The 16,737-nt window shown below is 50.7% G+C and carries 13 protein-coding genes and 1 tRNA gene; 10 read left to right on the top strand and 4 right to left on the bottom strand.

The genetic code is table 11. The features are described from left to right. Window positions 1-89: 89 nt before the first annotated feature. On the bottom strand, window positions 90-1,109 hold the full coding sequence (locus GKC03_06550) for a hypothetical protein (protein ID NYT12195.1): 1,020 nt from the start codon (window positions 1,107-1,109) through the stop codon (window positions 90-92). A gap of 105 nt (window positions 1,110-1,214) precedes the next feature. Here GKC03_06550 and arcC point away from each other — a divergent pair, with 105 nt between their 5' ends. The 4 genes from arcC to GKC03_06530 all read left to right on the top strand — a co-directional run bounded on the left by arcC (window position 1,215) and on the right by GKC03_06530 (window position 5,903). Further along, window positions 1,215-2,171 (top strand): carbamate kinase, encoded by a 957-nt coding sequence (gene arcC, locus GKC03_06545; protein NYT12194.1) that lies wholly within the window; start codon window positions 1,215-1,217, stop codon window positions 2,169-2,171. After that, entirely contained in the window at window positions 2,172-3,287 is a 1,116-nt protein-coding gene (locus GKC03_06540; protein NYT12193.1) for a GTP-binding protein, read from the top strand. An 88-nt stretch (window positions 3,288-3,375) separates the two neighbouring features. Next, a complete protein-coding gene (locus GKC03_06535; GenBank protein ID NYT12192.1) occupies window positions 3,376-4,587 on the top strand; it encodes an aminotransferase class I/II-fold pyridoxal phosphate-dependent enzyme in 1,212 nt (403 codons plus the stop codon). 71 nt (window positions 4,588-4,658) lie between these two features. Beyond that, window positions 4,659-5,903, top strand: coding sequence for a histidine--tRNA ligase (locus GKC03_06530; protein ID NYT12191.1), 1,245 nt, complete (start codon window positions 4,659-4,661; stop codon window positions 5,901-5,903). 1 nt (window position 5,904) lies between these two features. On the opposite strand, the gene GKC03_06525 is transcribed toward GKC03_06530, so the two are convergent. Further along, window positions 5,905-6,336, bottom strand: a complete 432-nt coding sequence (locus GKC03_06525) for a ribonuclease HI family protein (GenBank protein NYT12190.1) — start codon at window positions 6,334-6,336, stop codon at window positions 5,905-5,907. A 62-nt stretch (window positions 6,337-6,398) separates the two neighbouring features. Next, complete coding sequence (locus tag GKC03_06520; GenBank protein ID NYT12189.1) at window positions 6,399-6,740, bottom strand: aspartate 1-decarboxylase; 342 nt, start codon at window positions 6,738-6,740, stop codon at window positions 6,399-6,401. Between the two features lie 248 nt (window positions 6,741-6,988). Between GKC03_06520 and GKC03_06515 the strand changes: the two genes are divergently transcribed. From GKC03_06515 to GKC03_06495, 5 genes are all read left to right on the top strand, one after another. Further along, the gene (locus GKC03_06515) at window positions 6,989-7,909 is read left to right on the top strand and encodes an ABC transporter substrate-binding protein (protein ID NYT12188.1); all 921 of its coding nucleotides are present in this window, start codon (window positions 6,989-6,991) and stop codon (window positions 7,907-7,909) included. A gap of 79 nt (window positions 7,910-7,988) precedes the next feature. Further along, complete coding sequence (locus GKC03_06510; protein NYT12187.1) at window positions 7,989-9,029, top strand: iron chelate uptake ABC transporter family permease subunit; 1,041 nt, start codon at window positions 7,989-7,991, stop codon at window positions 9,027-9,029. Window positions 9,030-9,117: 88 nt separating this feature from the next. Then, on the top strand, window positions 9,118-9,828 hold the full coding sequence (locus tag GKC03_06505; protein ID NYT12186.1) for an ABC transporter ATP-binding protein: 711 nt from the start codon (window positions 9,118-9,120) through the stop codon (window positions 9,826-9,828). A 62-nt stretch (window positions 9,829-9,890) separates the two neighbouring features. Then, the gene (locus tag GKC03_06500; GenBank protein ID NYT12185.1) at window positions 9,891-10,220 is read left to right on the top strand and encodes a hypothetical protein; all 330 of its coding nucleotides are present in this window, start codon (window positions 9,891-9,893) and stop codon (window positions 10,218-10,220) included. A gap of 62 nt (window positions 10,221-10,282) precedes the next feature. Then, window positions 10,283-15,550, top strand: a complete 5,268-nt coding sequence (locus GKC03_06495; GenBank protein ID NYT12184.1) for a PKD domain-containing protein — start codon at window positions 10,283-10,285, stop codon at window positions 15,548-15,550. Between the two features lie 13 nt (window positions 15,551-15,563). On the opposite strand, the gene GKC03_06490 is transcribed toward GKC03_06495, so the two are convergent. Beyond that, window positions 15,564-15,660: transfer RNA gene (locus tag GKC03_06490), tRNA-Asp, on the bottom strand. Between the two features lie 242 nt (window positions 15,661-15,902). On the opposite strand from GKC03_06490, the gene GKC03_06485 reads away from it, so the two are divergent. After that, a complete protein-coding gene (locus tag GKC03_06485) occupies window positions 15,903-16,694 on the top strand; it encodes a CBS domain-containing protein (protein ID NYT12183.1) in 792 nt (263 codons plus the stop codon). Window positions 16,695-16,737 lie beyond the last annotated feature (43 nt).

Here is a 16,737-nt window from a genome sequence, read left to right as displayed (position 1 = left end):
CCATCCCCGAGCTGGATAATCTCTATCCTTTTTTGACTTATCCTTTGTGTTGTAGATAAATGTTATCGAGTGAGGTTAGCGAACCTTGTTCACTTGATCTTGGTCCCGCAGTTCCAGCACCTCTTGTCGGTCTCGACGAGGTCGGCACTGCATTTAGGGCACTTCAACTCCCCTGTCATCTTGACCTTGTCTCCCTCTTCCTCGAATGACTCTCCACACTGAGGACATTCACTAGCGTCAGATGGGACCTCCACACCACACTCGGAGCAGACGTACTTCTCCTGGATACCGGGTTCCTCGATGGGACTCTCCTCATATTCCTTCGGGAGGGCAAGCTCGTCCCTTTCTTTCTGCATTCTCTCTTGCCTCTCTCTCGAAGATTTGGTCCAGTACACCAGGCCCAGGAGTATGAAGAACAGGATGGCAATGTTGATGAAGACGACCAGGATGTCAGAGATGATCCAACTTATCGTAAATGTTTCGAACGGCACCCTAATAGGTCCTGTACCTCTGTATGAGAAGATCCAGCCATCTGTCCCTTCCGCGACATAGACATAGAAATATACATCATCATTTGGCAGGGTCATGTTCTTGACATACAACTGTCCATCGGATGTGGCTGGACCCAATGGATCCATGGTCTCGTTGTAACCGATCTCCGAACCCCAATTGTTCTCGACAATGACGAACACGGATTGGCTACCATTACCGCCATTCAGGAACACCATGTACTGGAACTGGTCACCGCCAAGACCGGTCATGGTTCCGTTGGTCAATTCCCCGTTGGGAGATTCCACGGCGTCTCCCTCATACGTTTTGTAGAGATCAGCGGTGTAGATGCCGAAGACTATTCCCAATATAAGGAAGAGCGCCACCCCAAAAAGCGCAAGCTTCTTGAGACTCTTCAATCCAAAATAATATGGAATCGCAAAGGCTACGACGGCGATGAGGGCGTAGCTAAAGCAAAGATACCATGTCGTCAACAGCAGCACGATGTTCACGATCACCGTGATCACCAGGCCGATGGGAATTGCCCACTTCGTCTTCTTGAATTCCTCGAAACGCTCTTTGAAGCCGTCTCCAGCCATCGCGCCTGGATTGCGCTTCATCATTTTAACATTTGGGATGCCTTCATATCCTGGTAGTTGGTTCGGGCCGAAGGAAATCCTAAATACTAGAAATCTTCATGCGAAGCCATTCGAGGTGTTTGGGTTATGAAGACTGCTGTCGTGGCCATAGGTGGTAATGCCATACTCAGGGCAGGTCAGCAAGCCACCTTCGACAACCAGATGGCCAATCTGAGGGAGACCTGTGTCCATCTAGCCAAGCTCATCAAGGGTGGATACGACATGGTCATTACCCATGGCAACGGCCCCCAGGTAGGTAACATCCTCCTTCAGAACGAGCTTCTCAGGGACGATGTTCCACCGATGCCGATTGATGTCTGTGTCGCCGAATCCCAGGCACTTTTAGGATACATGATCCAGCAAGCAATGAAGGAAGAACTTGAAAAATTGGGAATGGACAAAGTGGTCACTTGCATATTAACGAGGGTCCTGGTGGACCCCGACGACTCAGCTTTCGACAACCCCACAAAACCGGTCGGGCCTTACTATTCTGAGGAGGAGGCCAGAGAGATCGGGGAAGAGAGGGGATGGAGATTCATTGAAGATCTGAGGAGAGGAGGGTTTCGGAGGGTTCTACCCTCACCCAGGCCAATGGACATCATCGAGAGGGGGGCGATCAAGCGTCTGGTGTTCGGCGGCGAGGGGCAATCAGAGGTAGTGGTGGCGGCCGGCGGCGGAGGAATTCCAGTGATCAGGAAGAAAGAGGGACTAAAGGGCGTTGAGGCAGTCGTAGACAAGGATCTGGCAGCCTGTGTCCTGGCCAGTGCCATTGATGAGAAGCTTCTCCTACTTCTCACGGATGTCGACCGTGTTTACCTGAACTTTGGGAAAGAGGATCAATGTCCCCTGGACTTGGTAACAGCCAGTGAGATCGAAGAATATCTGGCGCAGGGACATTTCCCGCCAGGTTCAATGGGCCCCAAGGTAGAGGCAGCGATCGAGTTCCTGAGAGGCGGTGGAGTGAAGGTCATAATTACGATGCCAGAACTCCTTGAGAAGGCTCTTGAAGGAAGGGCAGGGACCCACATCGTGCAGGGAAGGTAGATGTCCAGCAGCATCGAGGAGCAGATAAAGGCCATCGAGGAGGAGATCTCCAAGACCGATTACAACAAGGCGACCCAGCAGCACATAGGCCGCCTCAAGGCTAAGATGGCCCGCCTCAAGGAGGAGCTTGAGAAACGTCGTTCCTCAGGAGGTACTGGGAAAGGTTACGGTGTGAAGAAATCTGGCAATGCCACCATCGCTCTTGTCGGGTTTCCCAGCGTTGGCAAGTCCACTCTCCTGAATAAGCTCACTGATGCGAATAGCGATGTGGGATCTTATCACTTCACCACGCTGGATGTCATTCCAGGCATCATGGAACATGACCATGCGAAGGTACAGGTGCTCGATCTCCCTGGGCTGATAGCGGGTGCGTCCAAGGGTAAGGGAAGGGGGAGGGAGGTACTTTCCGTAGTCAGATCTGCTGATCTCATCGTTATCATTCTGGATGTCTTCGAGACACACGTGGAGGTGCTTGTCCGGGAGCTGCAAGACTCGGGCCTTAGGTTGAATCAGCATTCCCCAGATGTGGTGATATACAGGCGTGAGCGCGGGGGGGTCACTATCAAGTCCACAGTTGAGCTGACCAAGATCGACGAAGAGATTGCCAAGATCGTGGTGATGGAATACGGTTACATCAATGCTGATGTAGTCATCAGGGAGGATATCACCGAGGATCAGCTCATCGATGTGTTGACCGGAAACAGGATCTACAGCAGCGCATTGGTTATCCTGAACAAAATCGACCTTGTCGACGAGGAGCGGGCAAGATTCTTATTAGAAGAACTTTCCGAATGGGACCCAATTCCGGTTTCCGCAGAGAAAGATGAGGGACTTGAAGTGCTCACTGAAGCGATCTTCGAAAAACTTGATCTAATCCGGGTCTACATGAAGCCACAAGGACAAGAGGCTGACCTGGATGAACCCATGATCGTCAGAAGGAGCAGTACCATTGGGGAGGTATGTGATCAGATACACCGTGGATTCAGACCTAACTTCCGCTATGCCAATGTATGGGGAAAGAGCGCGAAGTTTCCGGGGCAAACCGTCGGGCTAGAACATAAGGTCAAAGATGGAGATATAATCTCAATAATCATCAGAAGGAACGGCTCTGCCTAGCTGAATCGGCGAAACCTTATCAAAGAGGGGATCATTCTCATCTATTGTTTAAACGACTGTAGGGGAATAGGTACAGAGGGGGACTCGTATGGCTAACGGTAACGAGAGCAGGTCAGACAAGATAAAGAAGTTCAAAGGAATGGAGACGATTGCCGCGAGGTACGGCGAGTATATCGATTCCAAGATTGGAAATGTCATCACACCTATCTTTCAGACGTCAACCTATTTCTTCCCGACCGAGGATCCATTAACATGGGAGGGGGAGGTGCCCGATGGTACCTACATATACCTCCGGTACGGAAACCCAACTGAAAGGGCGGTGACAGACAAGCTGGCCAGGATGGAGGGGGCCGAGAAGGGACTGTTGTTCTCCTCTGGGATGGCCGCGATCTCCACCACCCTTCTCACATATTTGAGCAAAGGGGACCACATAGTCTCAGTTGAGGATGTCTATGGAGGGTCGTTCAACCTGATGCGCAACTCTTTCCCCAGGATGGGCATTGAAGTCAGTCTAGTTGATTCAACCGACACACAGCAGATCGTGGATTCCATAAGCGATGTAACCAAGATAGTCTATCTGGAATCACCCACCAACCCTCTGCTTAAGATCACTGATGTCCCGGAAGTTGTCAAGGTAGCCCACGAGGCCAGAGCCAAAGTGGTCATGGACAACACCTTCGCCACCCCCGTGAATCAGAACCCGATCGAAATGGGCGTTGACCTTGTGATCCATTCCTGCACCAAGTTCCTGAACGGTCACTCCGACGTTCTCGCGGGAGCGGTTGTAGGCTCCTCAAATGATATGGAGGCCATATGGGATCAGAGGATCGTTTTCGGTGGATCGCCTGACCCCGTTGCCGCTTTCCTCCTGCTGAGGGGGATGCGCACGCTCGTTCTGAGGATGAAGAAGCACTCGGAGAACGGAATGGCGATGGCGGAGTTCCTCGAAGACCATCCTCGAGTGGATGGTGTTTACTATCCTGGATTGGAGTCCAACCCGCAGCATTCTCTGGCAAAGAAGATGCTCCGCGACTTCGGCGGCATGGTCTCGTTCAACGTCAAGGGTAGCAGGCAAGACGCCGAACATGTTCTCAGATCGTTCGAGCTGTTCGCTATGGCGACCTCCCTGGGCGGTGTCGAGAGTCTAGCCAGCATGCCCTTGAATTCATCCCATCACGCACTATCGCCAGAGGACAGGGCAAAGATGGGGATCAAAGACCAGCTCATCAGGTTGTCAGTGGGCATAGAGGATATTGAGGACCTCAAGGAGGATATGGACAATGCCCTCAACAGCTTCTGAGAGGCAATCGATTACCCATATGGCAAGTGATTCTAGAAACCCTTAATATCGACCTATACATTGCTCAGGATATGATTCAGCGGCCCAGGGGGACCAGGGATTTCGGTCCTGAGGAGATGGAGAAAAGGAGATGGCTCGAGGGAATAATGCGTTCCACCGCTCGAGGCTTCGGCTTCAGGGAGGTTGCTACACCCACCTTCGAGCATACCGAGCTCTTCACCCTGAAATCTGGGCCGAACATCGTCGATGAGATTTATGCTTTCCAGGACAAAGGGGGAAGGGACATCTCGCTTCGGCCCGAGCTAACGGCTCCGGTCATCAGATTCTTCGTGAACGATCTGAGCAATAATCCCAGACCTTTGAAGGTACTCTACATAGGCCCCTGTTTTCGCTACGAGCGACCTCAGAGCGGTCGGTACCGCGAATTTCACCAATTCGGGGTCGAACTCGTAGGCACCAAGACCCCAGAGTCCGATGCGGAAGTGATAGGCCTTGCCGCCAGCATCATGGAAGCCATCGGTCTGAAGGAATACACCATCAGGGTAGGGCATATAGGAATACTGAGGAAGATACTTGAGGATGAAGGTCTCGACACGGAGTCATCCGCCATTGTGCTGCAGAAACTGGACAAGAAGCAGTACGAGGAGGCTAGGCCCCTGATGCAGGCGGCCGGAATGGAAGATGACATGATTGACAAGATATTCGATCTCACTGAGATCTGCGGAGATGCTTCTGTGATCGAGGGCATGGAGGGCGAGGCCATCGATCATCTCAAGGGAGTACTAGAAGTCCTAATCAGCTACGGAGTCGAAAACGTCCAGATCGATCTAGGGGTGGTCCGAGGTCTTGATTACTACACTGGTATCGTCTTCGAGGTAGAAGCTCCGAGCCTTGGCGCAGAGAAGCAGGTTTGTGGTGGCGGGTCTTACTCTCTATCAGAACTATTCGGAGGGGAGAGGGTGTTCTCTACAGGCTTCGCAATCGGTTTCGACCGGGTGATGTTGGCGCTTGAAAACGAGGGCCTGGAGTTGGAGGTCGAGGGCTTGGACGCCTTTGTTATCCCGGTCAAGGACGCACAGAGGAGCAAGGCTTTCGAGATCGTCTCTATGCTTCGAAGATCCGGTGTTAGGGCCGATGTGGATCTCATGAGAAGGAGCTTGGGAAAGAGCTTCAAGTATGCTGACTCGGTGGGTGCCAAGTACGCCATTATCGTGGGCGAGAAGGAGTTGGAGCAGGATTCGGTCACGATCAGGAACATGGAGTCTGGGGAGCAGAAATTGGTGGACCTTCCGGGTCTCGCAGAATTCTTCCTTTGATTCAGCTCTTCTTGATTTTCTTCAAGAGCTCATGATCGTCGAGTTCCTGGTTGAGCAAGGTGTCCGCTCGTGAGATCATGGGATCATCCCTCTTGACATGAGTGAATGTGACCTTTTCAAAATCCTTTACCCTCTTCACCACCTCATCATAATATGGCTTCAAGTTCCTTGCCTTGACCCTGTATTCTTTTCTCATCTGCTTGATCACGAGCTCACTGTCCATGATTACCTCGACCTCGAGGGCTCCAAGGTTCCAAGCGTCCTCAAGACCGGCCAAGAGGCCCGAATACTCTGCCTCGTTGTTGGTGGAGAATCCAATGTATCTCGAGCTCTCCTTAGTTATTCTCCCGTCCTCCGCGCAGATAATGTACGCATAGGCTGCATCACCCGGGTTGCCCCTTGCACCCCCGTCGCTGTAGAGTTTGACCTTGATATGAATTCCCCCGATATCAATATGCAGAAGTGTGATTAAGAAACATCAGAATTGCGACCGCATCATAGCTGTCGAACGAAGCGGTTGTCATCATCAACGAGTATCACCTTGGGTTCTATAGGATGGTCAGTGATTTCGAATCCCATGATTATGATCTCGTCTCCCACATCCACCAGTCTCGCTGCGGCGCCGTTGACTCCGATAATTCCCGAGCCAGCACTCCCCTCTATAACGTATGTCTCGAACCTATTGCCATTATTGAGATCCGAGACCAGAACCCTCTCTCCCGGCCATATGTCCACCTTCTCAAGCAGTGCTGAGTCTATCGTTATGCTCCCCACGTAATCGAGATCGGCCTCGGTGACCTTTGCCCTGTGGATCTTAGCCCTAAGGAGGCTCCGCATAGTACGCTCAATGAAGTTCATTACTTAAGATTTTCTGGCGATACCTTTTCTTGATCGGGGCGAAATGCCGGTCAATCAGAGACACCAACATCGTCCTGCATACTCCAAAATTGCGCATTCTTAATACCTTTTTTCAAGTTCTTGCTAATAAATATGCGAATTGTTTAAGAAGAGTAGCACTATTACCCCTTTCGTAACACAATATATGTTAATAGTGTTACGGATTAAATGGAAATAGGGGTAATGTAATGGCAAACAATCGTACGATGGCCGCAATCGCCATCATCATAATAGTTATTATGGCGGGTGTCGTGGGCGGCTTCATCTATTTGAATAATAACAATGAAGATGGAACTGGAGATACTGTAGAGATAACCGATTGGAGAGGTGAGAATGTCACCATCCCCAAGTATCCTGAGAGGATTATTTCCCTAGGAGGGTCTTTCACTGAGGTTCTCTTCTCCATAGGGGCTCAAGATCAGGTTGTCGGGGTTGACAAGTACAGCGACTATCCTCCAGCAGCCTTGGAAAAGATCAATGTAGGGAGCGGTTACACCCTCAATCAGGAGGCGGTGATGGCTCTGGACCCAGATTGTGTGATATGCTGGGGATATCAGACCAATACCATAGAGACCCTTGAGGGGTTGGGAGTACCGGTCCTAGTATACTACCCTGGAAACATCCAGGAGATACTCTGGACGATCGAGTCCATAGGGAATGCCACCGGAAGAATCCAAGCAGCTCAGGACCTCGTTTCAGGGATGGAGTCGATCATAGATGATATATCAAGTTCCCTCTCCAACCTGACCGAGGAGGAAAAGCCCAAGGTCTACTTTGAGCTCAGCTCAGGCAAATCCATAGGTCTAGGAAGCATAACCAATGACCTCATCGAGATGGCTGGTGGCATCAATATCTACGGAAACGCCACGACCACGTATCCGCAGCCAAGCAGCGAGTACATAATCGATGTGAACCCAGACGTCATCGTTATTGAGGATCAGAGTCTCAAGACCAATCAGGATATCGCATCCTTGGAGGGTTGGGATGCCATCGATGCCGTGGAGAACAACCAGATCTACAGGATTGATCAGAATCTGAACACGGTGACTCCTAGAATCGTCGAGGCTCTTCAGACATTTGCCCACTGGTTCCATCCTGACTTGGTATAGGACAGGACAAACCACTTTCATTTTTCCATTTTACATTAATAGGAGGAAACCTTTCACCGGACCCAAGAGGCAGGGGTAAATGGAAGAGCCCGATCTCACCACACTGTACTCGGATAAGCTTTCGAGGTGGACGTTGATTCTCGTCCTTCTAGTGTTGGCGCTGTTCATCTCAATTATTGTCACGATATCTATTGGGATGGTCAATATCTCCTTTAGTGAGGTTATCAGAATACTTCTGGGTGGAGAGGGAACGGGAAACAATAGGACCATAATCATTGACATCAGACTTCCCCGGATCATGATGGCCGGTCTGGTGGGAGCCGCACTTGCACTCTCTGGAGCGGCAATGCAAGGTCTCTTCAAGAACCCGATGGCCAGCCCTTACATCCTTGGTCTATCCTCCGGCGGAGCGTTCGGGGCTTCTCTTGCCATCGTGCTTGGGGTTAGTTTTGCCACTGGTGCTTTCGCGGTTCCGGCCATGGCCTTCGTTTTCTGCTTTCTCACTCTGTTCCTGGTCTACTCTATCTCGAAGGTGAATGGACGTACGCCGGTGGAGACACTGCTTCTCTCTGGGATAGCAGTAGGTGCGTTCTTCTCCGCCTTGGTATCCTTCATGAAGTACCTTTCCGGTGACCAGCTCGCTTCTATCGTCTTCTGGATGATGGGAGGGTTATGGGGTGCGGACTGGACCAAAGTCTTAGTGATCATACCGTTCATTGTAGCGGGATCGGTCATGGTATTCATCATCTCTAGGGATCTAAACACCATGATGATAGGAGAGGAACACGCGGTGAACCTCGGGGTAGACACTCAAAAGGTGACCATTGTGGTGTTGGTGGCCTCTTCCCTAATGACCGCTGCGGCTGTCTCCGTCAGCGGCATCATTGGCTTCGTGGGACTGATCGTCCCACATATCATGCGTATCTTCGTGGGACCTGATCACAGGATACTGCTCCCCACCACCCTCATGGTGGGGGCAATCTTCATGATATATATGGACACTCTAGCTAGAACGATAATGGCCCCGGAGGAACTCCCCGTGGGCATAATAACAGCGCTAATGGGCGCACCCTTCTTCATTTATCTTCTGAGAAGAAGGCGGCGTCTGACGGGGTGGTAATGTGAGACTCGAGGTGGACGGAATAAGCTTCGCCTACAATAGCGTGGACGTGCTATCCGATATCTCATTTCAGGTGTGCGGAGGGCAGATGGTGGGCATCATAGGTCCCAATGGTTCGGGCAAGACCACCATGCTGAAGTGCATCAACCGCGTCCTGAAGCCAAGATTGGGCACCGTGCTTCTCGAGGGAAAGAACTTGAAGGAGCTATCACGCAAGGAGATCGCTCTTGAGGTCGGTGTCGTTCCCCAGAACAACGAGATAAGATTCCCGTTCTCTGTCATGGACGTTGTGATGATGGGTCGTTCACCTGCCCTACAGACATTCCAGCGGGAATCCAAAGAGGACATGGAGATCGTTGAGAGGGCCATGCGAATGACAGACGTCCTCAGGCTAGCGGACAGGGAGATAGATCAAGTAAGCGGGGGTGAGAGGCAGAGGGTCATCATTGCCCGTGCCCTGGCACAGAGGCCTAAGGTCCTGCTTCTGGATGAACCCACTCTTCACTTGGACGTCAACCATCGGCTTGAGGTACTTGATCTGGTCCAAGACTTGGCCAAAAGTGAAGGACTCACCGTGATAATGGTTTCCCACGATCTCGACTTGGCTGCCAGGTACTGCGATCGCGTGATCATGCTCAGCGAGGGCTCCATCAGGGCAGCGGGTAAAGTGGAAAAAGTCCTCACATCCGAGAATCTTGAGGCGGTGTTCAAGATACGAGCATATGTGAAGTATGACGAAGAGATAGGCGCCCATAGGGTTAACATCATCAGCGTCTGCAATAACGGCAAGGATCTCTGAAATCCAGACCGTTGAGCATCAAGGACTTATACCCAGTTGCTTATTCAAAAGTGGATGATAACATGACATCCAAGGTTAGAGTCGACATGCCCCTTTGCTCCCACGAGACCTCGATCGAGGTCGAGGATTCGGGGGATGGTACCCTCCAAGTAAGAATAGAAACCACCTGCGAGGACGTTGCCCGATACGCGGAATTGATAAAGGAGCTGGGAATACAGGATTACTCAGAGTTCAGGGACTCGAAGATACTCGAGAAGGCTGCTGAAGCCTTCTTAACCCCTACCTGCCTTGTACCCAGCGGGGTATTCAATGCCTGCTGGTTGGAGACAGGGATGATCTCCAGGAATCTGGTGAAGAAGCTGGATACACTATGCATACGATTCGAAGCATGAGGGCCAGCCGATTCAATTCATGAGCCAATCTATTTCTAGCCGGATTGTGTTCTATTGTAGCCATGCCTCTGAGGCAGAGTGCCCATGTCGCAATTCTGGTTGTGTCTCTATCAGCTATCGTGCTCCTATCGAGCTTGGGCACATCTTTCTCAGCAGGAACAGCTGAAAACTCTGCTGAATCTTGGGTATGGGGGGACGATCTTACTTTTCCCGAAATATCATTTGAGAGCGAGGAAGGGATATGGAAGGTTGTGATGGAAGATCTCCCACTTTATGGAGGGATTGGGGAGCCGCTTCTTCCGTTTGAGAGTGTAATGGTACCAATTCCAACTGGCTTCTCGGTCACTGAGGTTTATGCTGAATTCATCGATCTCGAGCCGATTGGTCCGTTTGATCCTATTGCTTCAAACATAGAGGAAATTCCGATTTCGGGCGAGGATGATTTCAAATTCATTCATTCAAAAGCAATCGCACCTCAGAGGTTTTTCCCTGATGAAAGGGTCGAATTCGTGGGCGTGCAGATGCAGCACGGTTCTTCCTATGCCTTGGTCAAGGTTTACCCAGCGATCTACGACTCGGTCACTAATTATTTGACATATGCCAAGGAGGCGAAGCTAACTCTAGAGGCTGTGCCACTAGATCAAGAGTTAGCTACCGACAGTAGTGAGAGAACCATGAACAGCATCGGTCTTGCACTCGATTCCTTAACGGCCACAGCAGAGTATGTCATCATCACATCCTCATCGCTGGAGTCATCTTTCGAGCCTTTGCTCGAATGGAAGATGGAAAGGGGCTCCTACTCCCGTTACCTTCAGAATATTACTGGGGAGATTGTGACCATTGAGTCAATAACCTCCAATCCTCTTTACTGGGGCGATCCTCAAAGCCACAAGGACACTGGCAATGATACCCAAACCCAGATCCGCAACTTCATCATTGACTATTACCAGACCAAGGGAACTGATTATGTATTGCTAGCCGGCGATGTAGAGATCCTGCCCTGCAGGGAAGTGAGAGTGATACACAGCCTGTCCAGCTATATTCCCGCAGATGCATACTTCGCAGGTCTGGACGGCAGCTGGGATGATGACAATGATGGTATTTACGGAGAAGGGGGGAACCAAGGCGGGGGAAGCCTAGGGGACGAGGCCGATCTCCTGTTGGAGGTCAATGTGGGCAGAGCCACAGTAGACTCTCCTCAAGAGGCCGTCAACTTCGTCAACAAAGTCATCGATTATGAGAAGGCTATCGACTCGCCGTATCTGAACTCCGTTCTTCTAGTTGCAGAGAAGCTGGACAGCAAACCAACCTGGGGAGCTGACTACAAGGATGAGATCAGAGATGAGACATTTCCGGAAGGAGACCTGGAGATTGAGGTGAGGACTCTCTACGAGAAGGATAGCACCTTCTCTTCGCAGGCATTCATCACAGCGATGAATGATGGTGTTCAACTGATCAACCACATGGGACACGGGGATTACGATAGCTTTGCAGATCTTTCAATATCCAGCGTGAATTCTCTGAGCAACGACCAGTACTTCATCCTCTTCTCACAGGCGTGTTTCATAGGCGGATTTGACCATAATGTGGACACCATCGCCGAGGAGTTCCTGTGCTCGGAACATGGTGCGGTTGCCATGCTGGTGAACTCCAGAGAGGGCTGGTATTCTCCTGGTGACACTGACGGATCTTCACAGCAGTACGATAAACAGTTCTTCGATGCCATATTCCAGGAGAACATACGAGGTCTTGGTCCCGCCCTTGTCGACGCAAAGACCGACCTTGTCCCCATGATCTCTGACACGGGGTCCATGAGGTGGTGCTTCATGACCCTCAATCTTCTCGGTGATCCTGAGGCCCAGATCCACTTCGTGGAAGAGAGGGTGCATGATGCAATCGTTCTCGATGTCGAAATAGATGAGTCATTCGCAGGGGAGGAATGCAGCGTTCATGCGTTGATAGGCAATCTCGGTAGGGTTGACGAGTTCGGGATACCGGTCGAGCTGGAGATCGGAGGGGATGTCGTCTCTTACACCAATGTTGATGTTCCCATGAACGGAACCGCTGAGGCGAATCTAATCTGGACACCCTCAAATCCTGGGATTCAGACGTTGACCGTCAGGACAAATCTCACATCGGACAACTGGACTTCCAATGACCAGCTCTCACTCCAGGTGGAAGTAGGATGCAGGGTTACAGGACTAGAAGAGATTCGTGATGTCGTATCTTATCAGGACTTCTTCTTCTCAATTGAGGAGAACGGGACTTTGAGGATAATCAATTCCACCTTATTCATCAATTCCACATCCCAGTATCCCTCATTTCAAGTTCGGGGCAACTTGGAGATAATCAATTCCTCCATCCATTTCAATATCGAAAACGATCTCGCCATAGTCTGTGAAGAAGGATCCAATCTGAAGGTCGTGGGGGCTAACCTGGAAACGCTTGATTCCAAACTCCATATTATGTTGGTCCAAGGTACCTTGAACCTTGAAAACTCCTCCTTCACCGGCGGTGGACTATACATCGAAGGAAGTCACCCCACGATTTTCAATGCCACATTTGAGGATAGTGAGATAGGAGTTCACGTCGCCAACTCCACCGGTGTGAACATCGATGTCCTTGTTGCGGCTCAGGTAAATGCTGCGATGATCATCCAGAATTCTACAGGGTCGATTCGTTCCATCGTCGTAGAGGACTGCTCCACCGGGATGAGTATTGAAGATTCAAGAGATCTATCAATTGAGAATTGCTCCATCCTCAACTGTGACGAAGGTCTGAACGTGGACCGATCAACGAATCTCACACTCGTCAACAACACGCTCATCGATAGCACCAGAGATCTTTCCTTCAATGGAACTGAGCTTTCGCATTTCATACATTTTGTGAGAGGGAACCAGGTCAGCTCTGGGGAGGTTCTCTACATGATGGGTGAGGATGATTTCACGATAGAAGCGAACTCTTCACTGGGTTATATTGCGATCGTATCATGCTCTAATGGAACTCTTTCAAAACTTGACCTTCATGGCAACGGAGAGGGTCTTCTTCTGGTCGACTCAACATCGATCGTGGTCGAGAGCTGCTCCTTTCACGACAACTTTGCGGGTATGAGGATAGTAGGATCCAGCAACTGCACCATCATCGGGAACGATTTCACAACGAACAGCCGTGATGTATTTTGCGATTCAAACGCTGCTTTCAACGGCTCCTATGAACAGGGTGGTAATTTCTGGGACTCCTACACCGCTGATGATAGGTATTCTGGACCCGATCAGAACTGGCCCGATGCTGATGGCATTGGGGATGACCCCTATGACATTCCTGGGACTATATGCGTAGATAGCTATCCGCTGATGTTTCCGAGCACAGAACTCAACTCACCACCCGAGGCTCTTTTCGATTCCACCCCATCTTCTCCCTACTCTGGGGATGTGGTGAGGTTCGTAGATAACTCCTGGGACACCGACGGTGAGATTCTCAATAGAACTTGGGATCTTGGGGACGGCAGTATGGAATACGGTGATGAAGTGCTCCACGCCTACTCGGAAAGCGGGGACTTCACCGTCACACTTTGGGTAATGGACAACAATCGTCAGTGGGGCTCCGTTTCTAAGATAATTACAGTCCAAAATCGTCTTCCCGTTGCTGTAATTCACTATTCACCAAGTTTCCCTGAGGTGAATGAGACGATATCGTTCACCGATGGATCATACGATCATGATGGTCAAATCGTATCTTGGTTGTGGGAGATGGGTGATGGAACGAACACCACGGAGCGGAATCCAAGCCACTCATACTCTGAAAAAGGAGCATACTCTATCAAATTGACTGTATGGGACGATTGCGGGGGAACAAGTTCTAGTCGGTCCAGCATTGTTGTGGGAAACGAAGCTCCAGTGGCCGATTTCTCTTGTTCTCCAACCGATCCGCTGACTTTACAGGAGATCTACTTCCACGATCTCTCCTACGATATTGATGGGGAGGTCGTTGGATGGAGCTGGGACTTCGGCGATGGAACATACTCCTCACTAAGGAATCCCACGCATTCATTCCAGCAATGGGGTTCTTATCACGTTACCTTGGAGGTTATTGACGATTCCGGAGAAGATGCCAGCGCCTCGATCGTCATACAGGCTACCAACAGGCCACCGACTGCTCTTTTTGATGTCAATCCCTCCTTATTATTCTCAGGAGAGGAAGTGAGCTTCATAGACCTGTCTCAGGACTCGGATGGGGCAATCATGGAATGGTACTGGGACTTCGGAGACGGTAGTTTTTCCAATCTGCGCTATCCTGTCCACTCATTCACCGAGGCTGGGAATTATACTATTAGTCTGACCGTATGGGATGATGCCGATGATTGGAACATCACAATGATGGAGTTGAGGGTGGAGAATAACTCTCCCATCGCGAATTTCATCATCTCCCCTGAAAAGGTCTACAGCCTTATGGAGGTCTCTTTCCATGACCTTTCCCTGGACCAGAACGGGATCATTGTCAACTGGTCCTGGAGTTTTGGCGACGGAACCGGAAGTCACACGCCCTCCCCCAACCATACTTACGATAGACCAGGCGTCTATCAGATCACACTGTCTGTCGTCGATGATCAAGGCTTCCAGTCCAATATCTCCCATGTGCTCGATGTGCTCAACCTGGCTCCAGTGTCGAACTTCTCCTGGTCCTTGGATCCCTCTTCACCATATATGATTCATCTAAGCAGCACATCGTATGATCCAGATGGAAATTCAATATCCCATCATTGGCACTTCGGAGACGGTCAGGTCTCGACCGAAGTCAATCCAATTCACACCTTCACTCTAGAGGGTTATTACACGGTCTCACTCATAGTGATAGACGAGAATGATAACTCCTCCCTGTTTCAACAGGAGATATGGATACGGGTATCCGAACTCGTCTTGGGAAATGATTCCATCCAGATGGACCAGACCCCGGTCGCGGGTGAGGCAGTGACCATCTCGATCGTGGTGATTAACTCCGGTTCCTTGGATGTGGAACAAGCCATCCTCGTATTCACACTGGACGGTTTGGTAGAGAGCACAACGACCTTCTCTTTGGAGAGCGGATCGAACGCCTCTTTCGTTTTCGATTGGGTGCCGACGGTAGGAAATCACACGATCGCATTCCAGGTCGATGCTGGGGTTGTCGAGATCAGCGAGGACAACAACCTCGTGTCCATCGAAGTTGCGGTGGAATCACAGCAAGTCGATGAGGGAGATGATCCACAGGACTGGACACCGTTCCTGGTCATCATCGCCCTGATGGGCTTAGGAGTGGTCGTGATAATGGGATTGCGCCTTCGCCCGAATTAAAATGGTAAAGGAGTGGCGCCCCGGTCGGGATTTGAACCCGGGTCCCAGGCTATCTGCTCCCCCAGGGGAGAACGACAGGCCTGGATGATAGGCCGCTACACTACCGGGGCCTTCGTGTTGTCTCGGAAATAGGATACCTGTATTTAGTCCTATTGCTCGGACAGGTGATGACTGGCCATCCATTCTGACCTCGGTCACCAAGAGGTCCAAGGACTTCAGATGATTCTACAGGAGCAAGCAACCCTCATCGTCTAAACCAATGATAATATGACATCGAGCATAAGTTGGAGATTGATATGTTGGACACAACTTATTTGAGACCCCTTTGACTTAGGGAGAATGGGAGCGGAAAATGGAGAAGAAGGTTCTCGTCGAGGATTACATGGTCAGGAACATCGTGACCATTCCCCCAGACTTCACCATAGAGGAAGCCACAGAGAAGCTGATATCAACCGAGTTCCACGGATTGCCAGTTGCAGAGCATGGCCACCTGGTCGGCTTCATAACCGCCAAGGAGCTTCTCAGGGCTGCCTCAAACCCAGAATCCAGGGTCAAGGATATCATCCGAAGAGGAACCATCACTGTTTCTCCCAAGATGAGCATCGATGACGCTACACGCGTGCTATTTCGCTATGGGCTTAGGAACCTGCCCGTGGTCAACGAGAGAGGAAATCTGGTAGGAATAATATCCAATATAGATATCGTGCGCTCTCATATCGAGAAGGCAACCCCCAGCAAGGTACTGATGGTGAAGACCTTTCTAGAATCCAAGAACCAGGTGCGTATCAATGTTCGCCGCAAGGTCGTCCCTATCGAATCACTCAGACCCACTCAACACGAGATCTACGCCGATGAACTGAGAGGAAGGCAACACGAGATCAAACGGGGATTGGTAGAACCGATAATCGTGATCCAGAAGAACGATCATTTCGTGGTAGTGGACGGTCACCATCGGGTTCTCGCAGCCAAGAACATGGGTGTCAAGCAGTTCTCCGCCTTCGTTCTGGAGCCTGAGGTCCAGATCGACCTTGGCATGGAGAAGAGCGCAGAGGAGAGGGGCCTCAAGACCATGGAGGATGTCGAGATCATTGAAGGCTCCAGACATCCATTCGTGGAGATAACCACAAGACTTCTAAGGGATTAGAAGCTGCGCTGTTTCATCGTTTTTCCGTTATCTAAAGGCAAAC

Source organism: Methanomassiliicoccales archaeon (assembly GCA_013415695.1).
Lineage (GTDB): Archaea > Thermoplasmatota > Thermoplasmata > Methanomassiliicoccales > JAAEEP01 > JAAEEP01.
The sequence above is the reverse complement of the archived record's forward strand: the minus strand, read 5'-3'. Positions and strand labels throughout refer to the sequence as shown.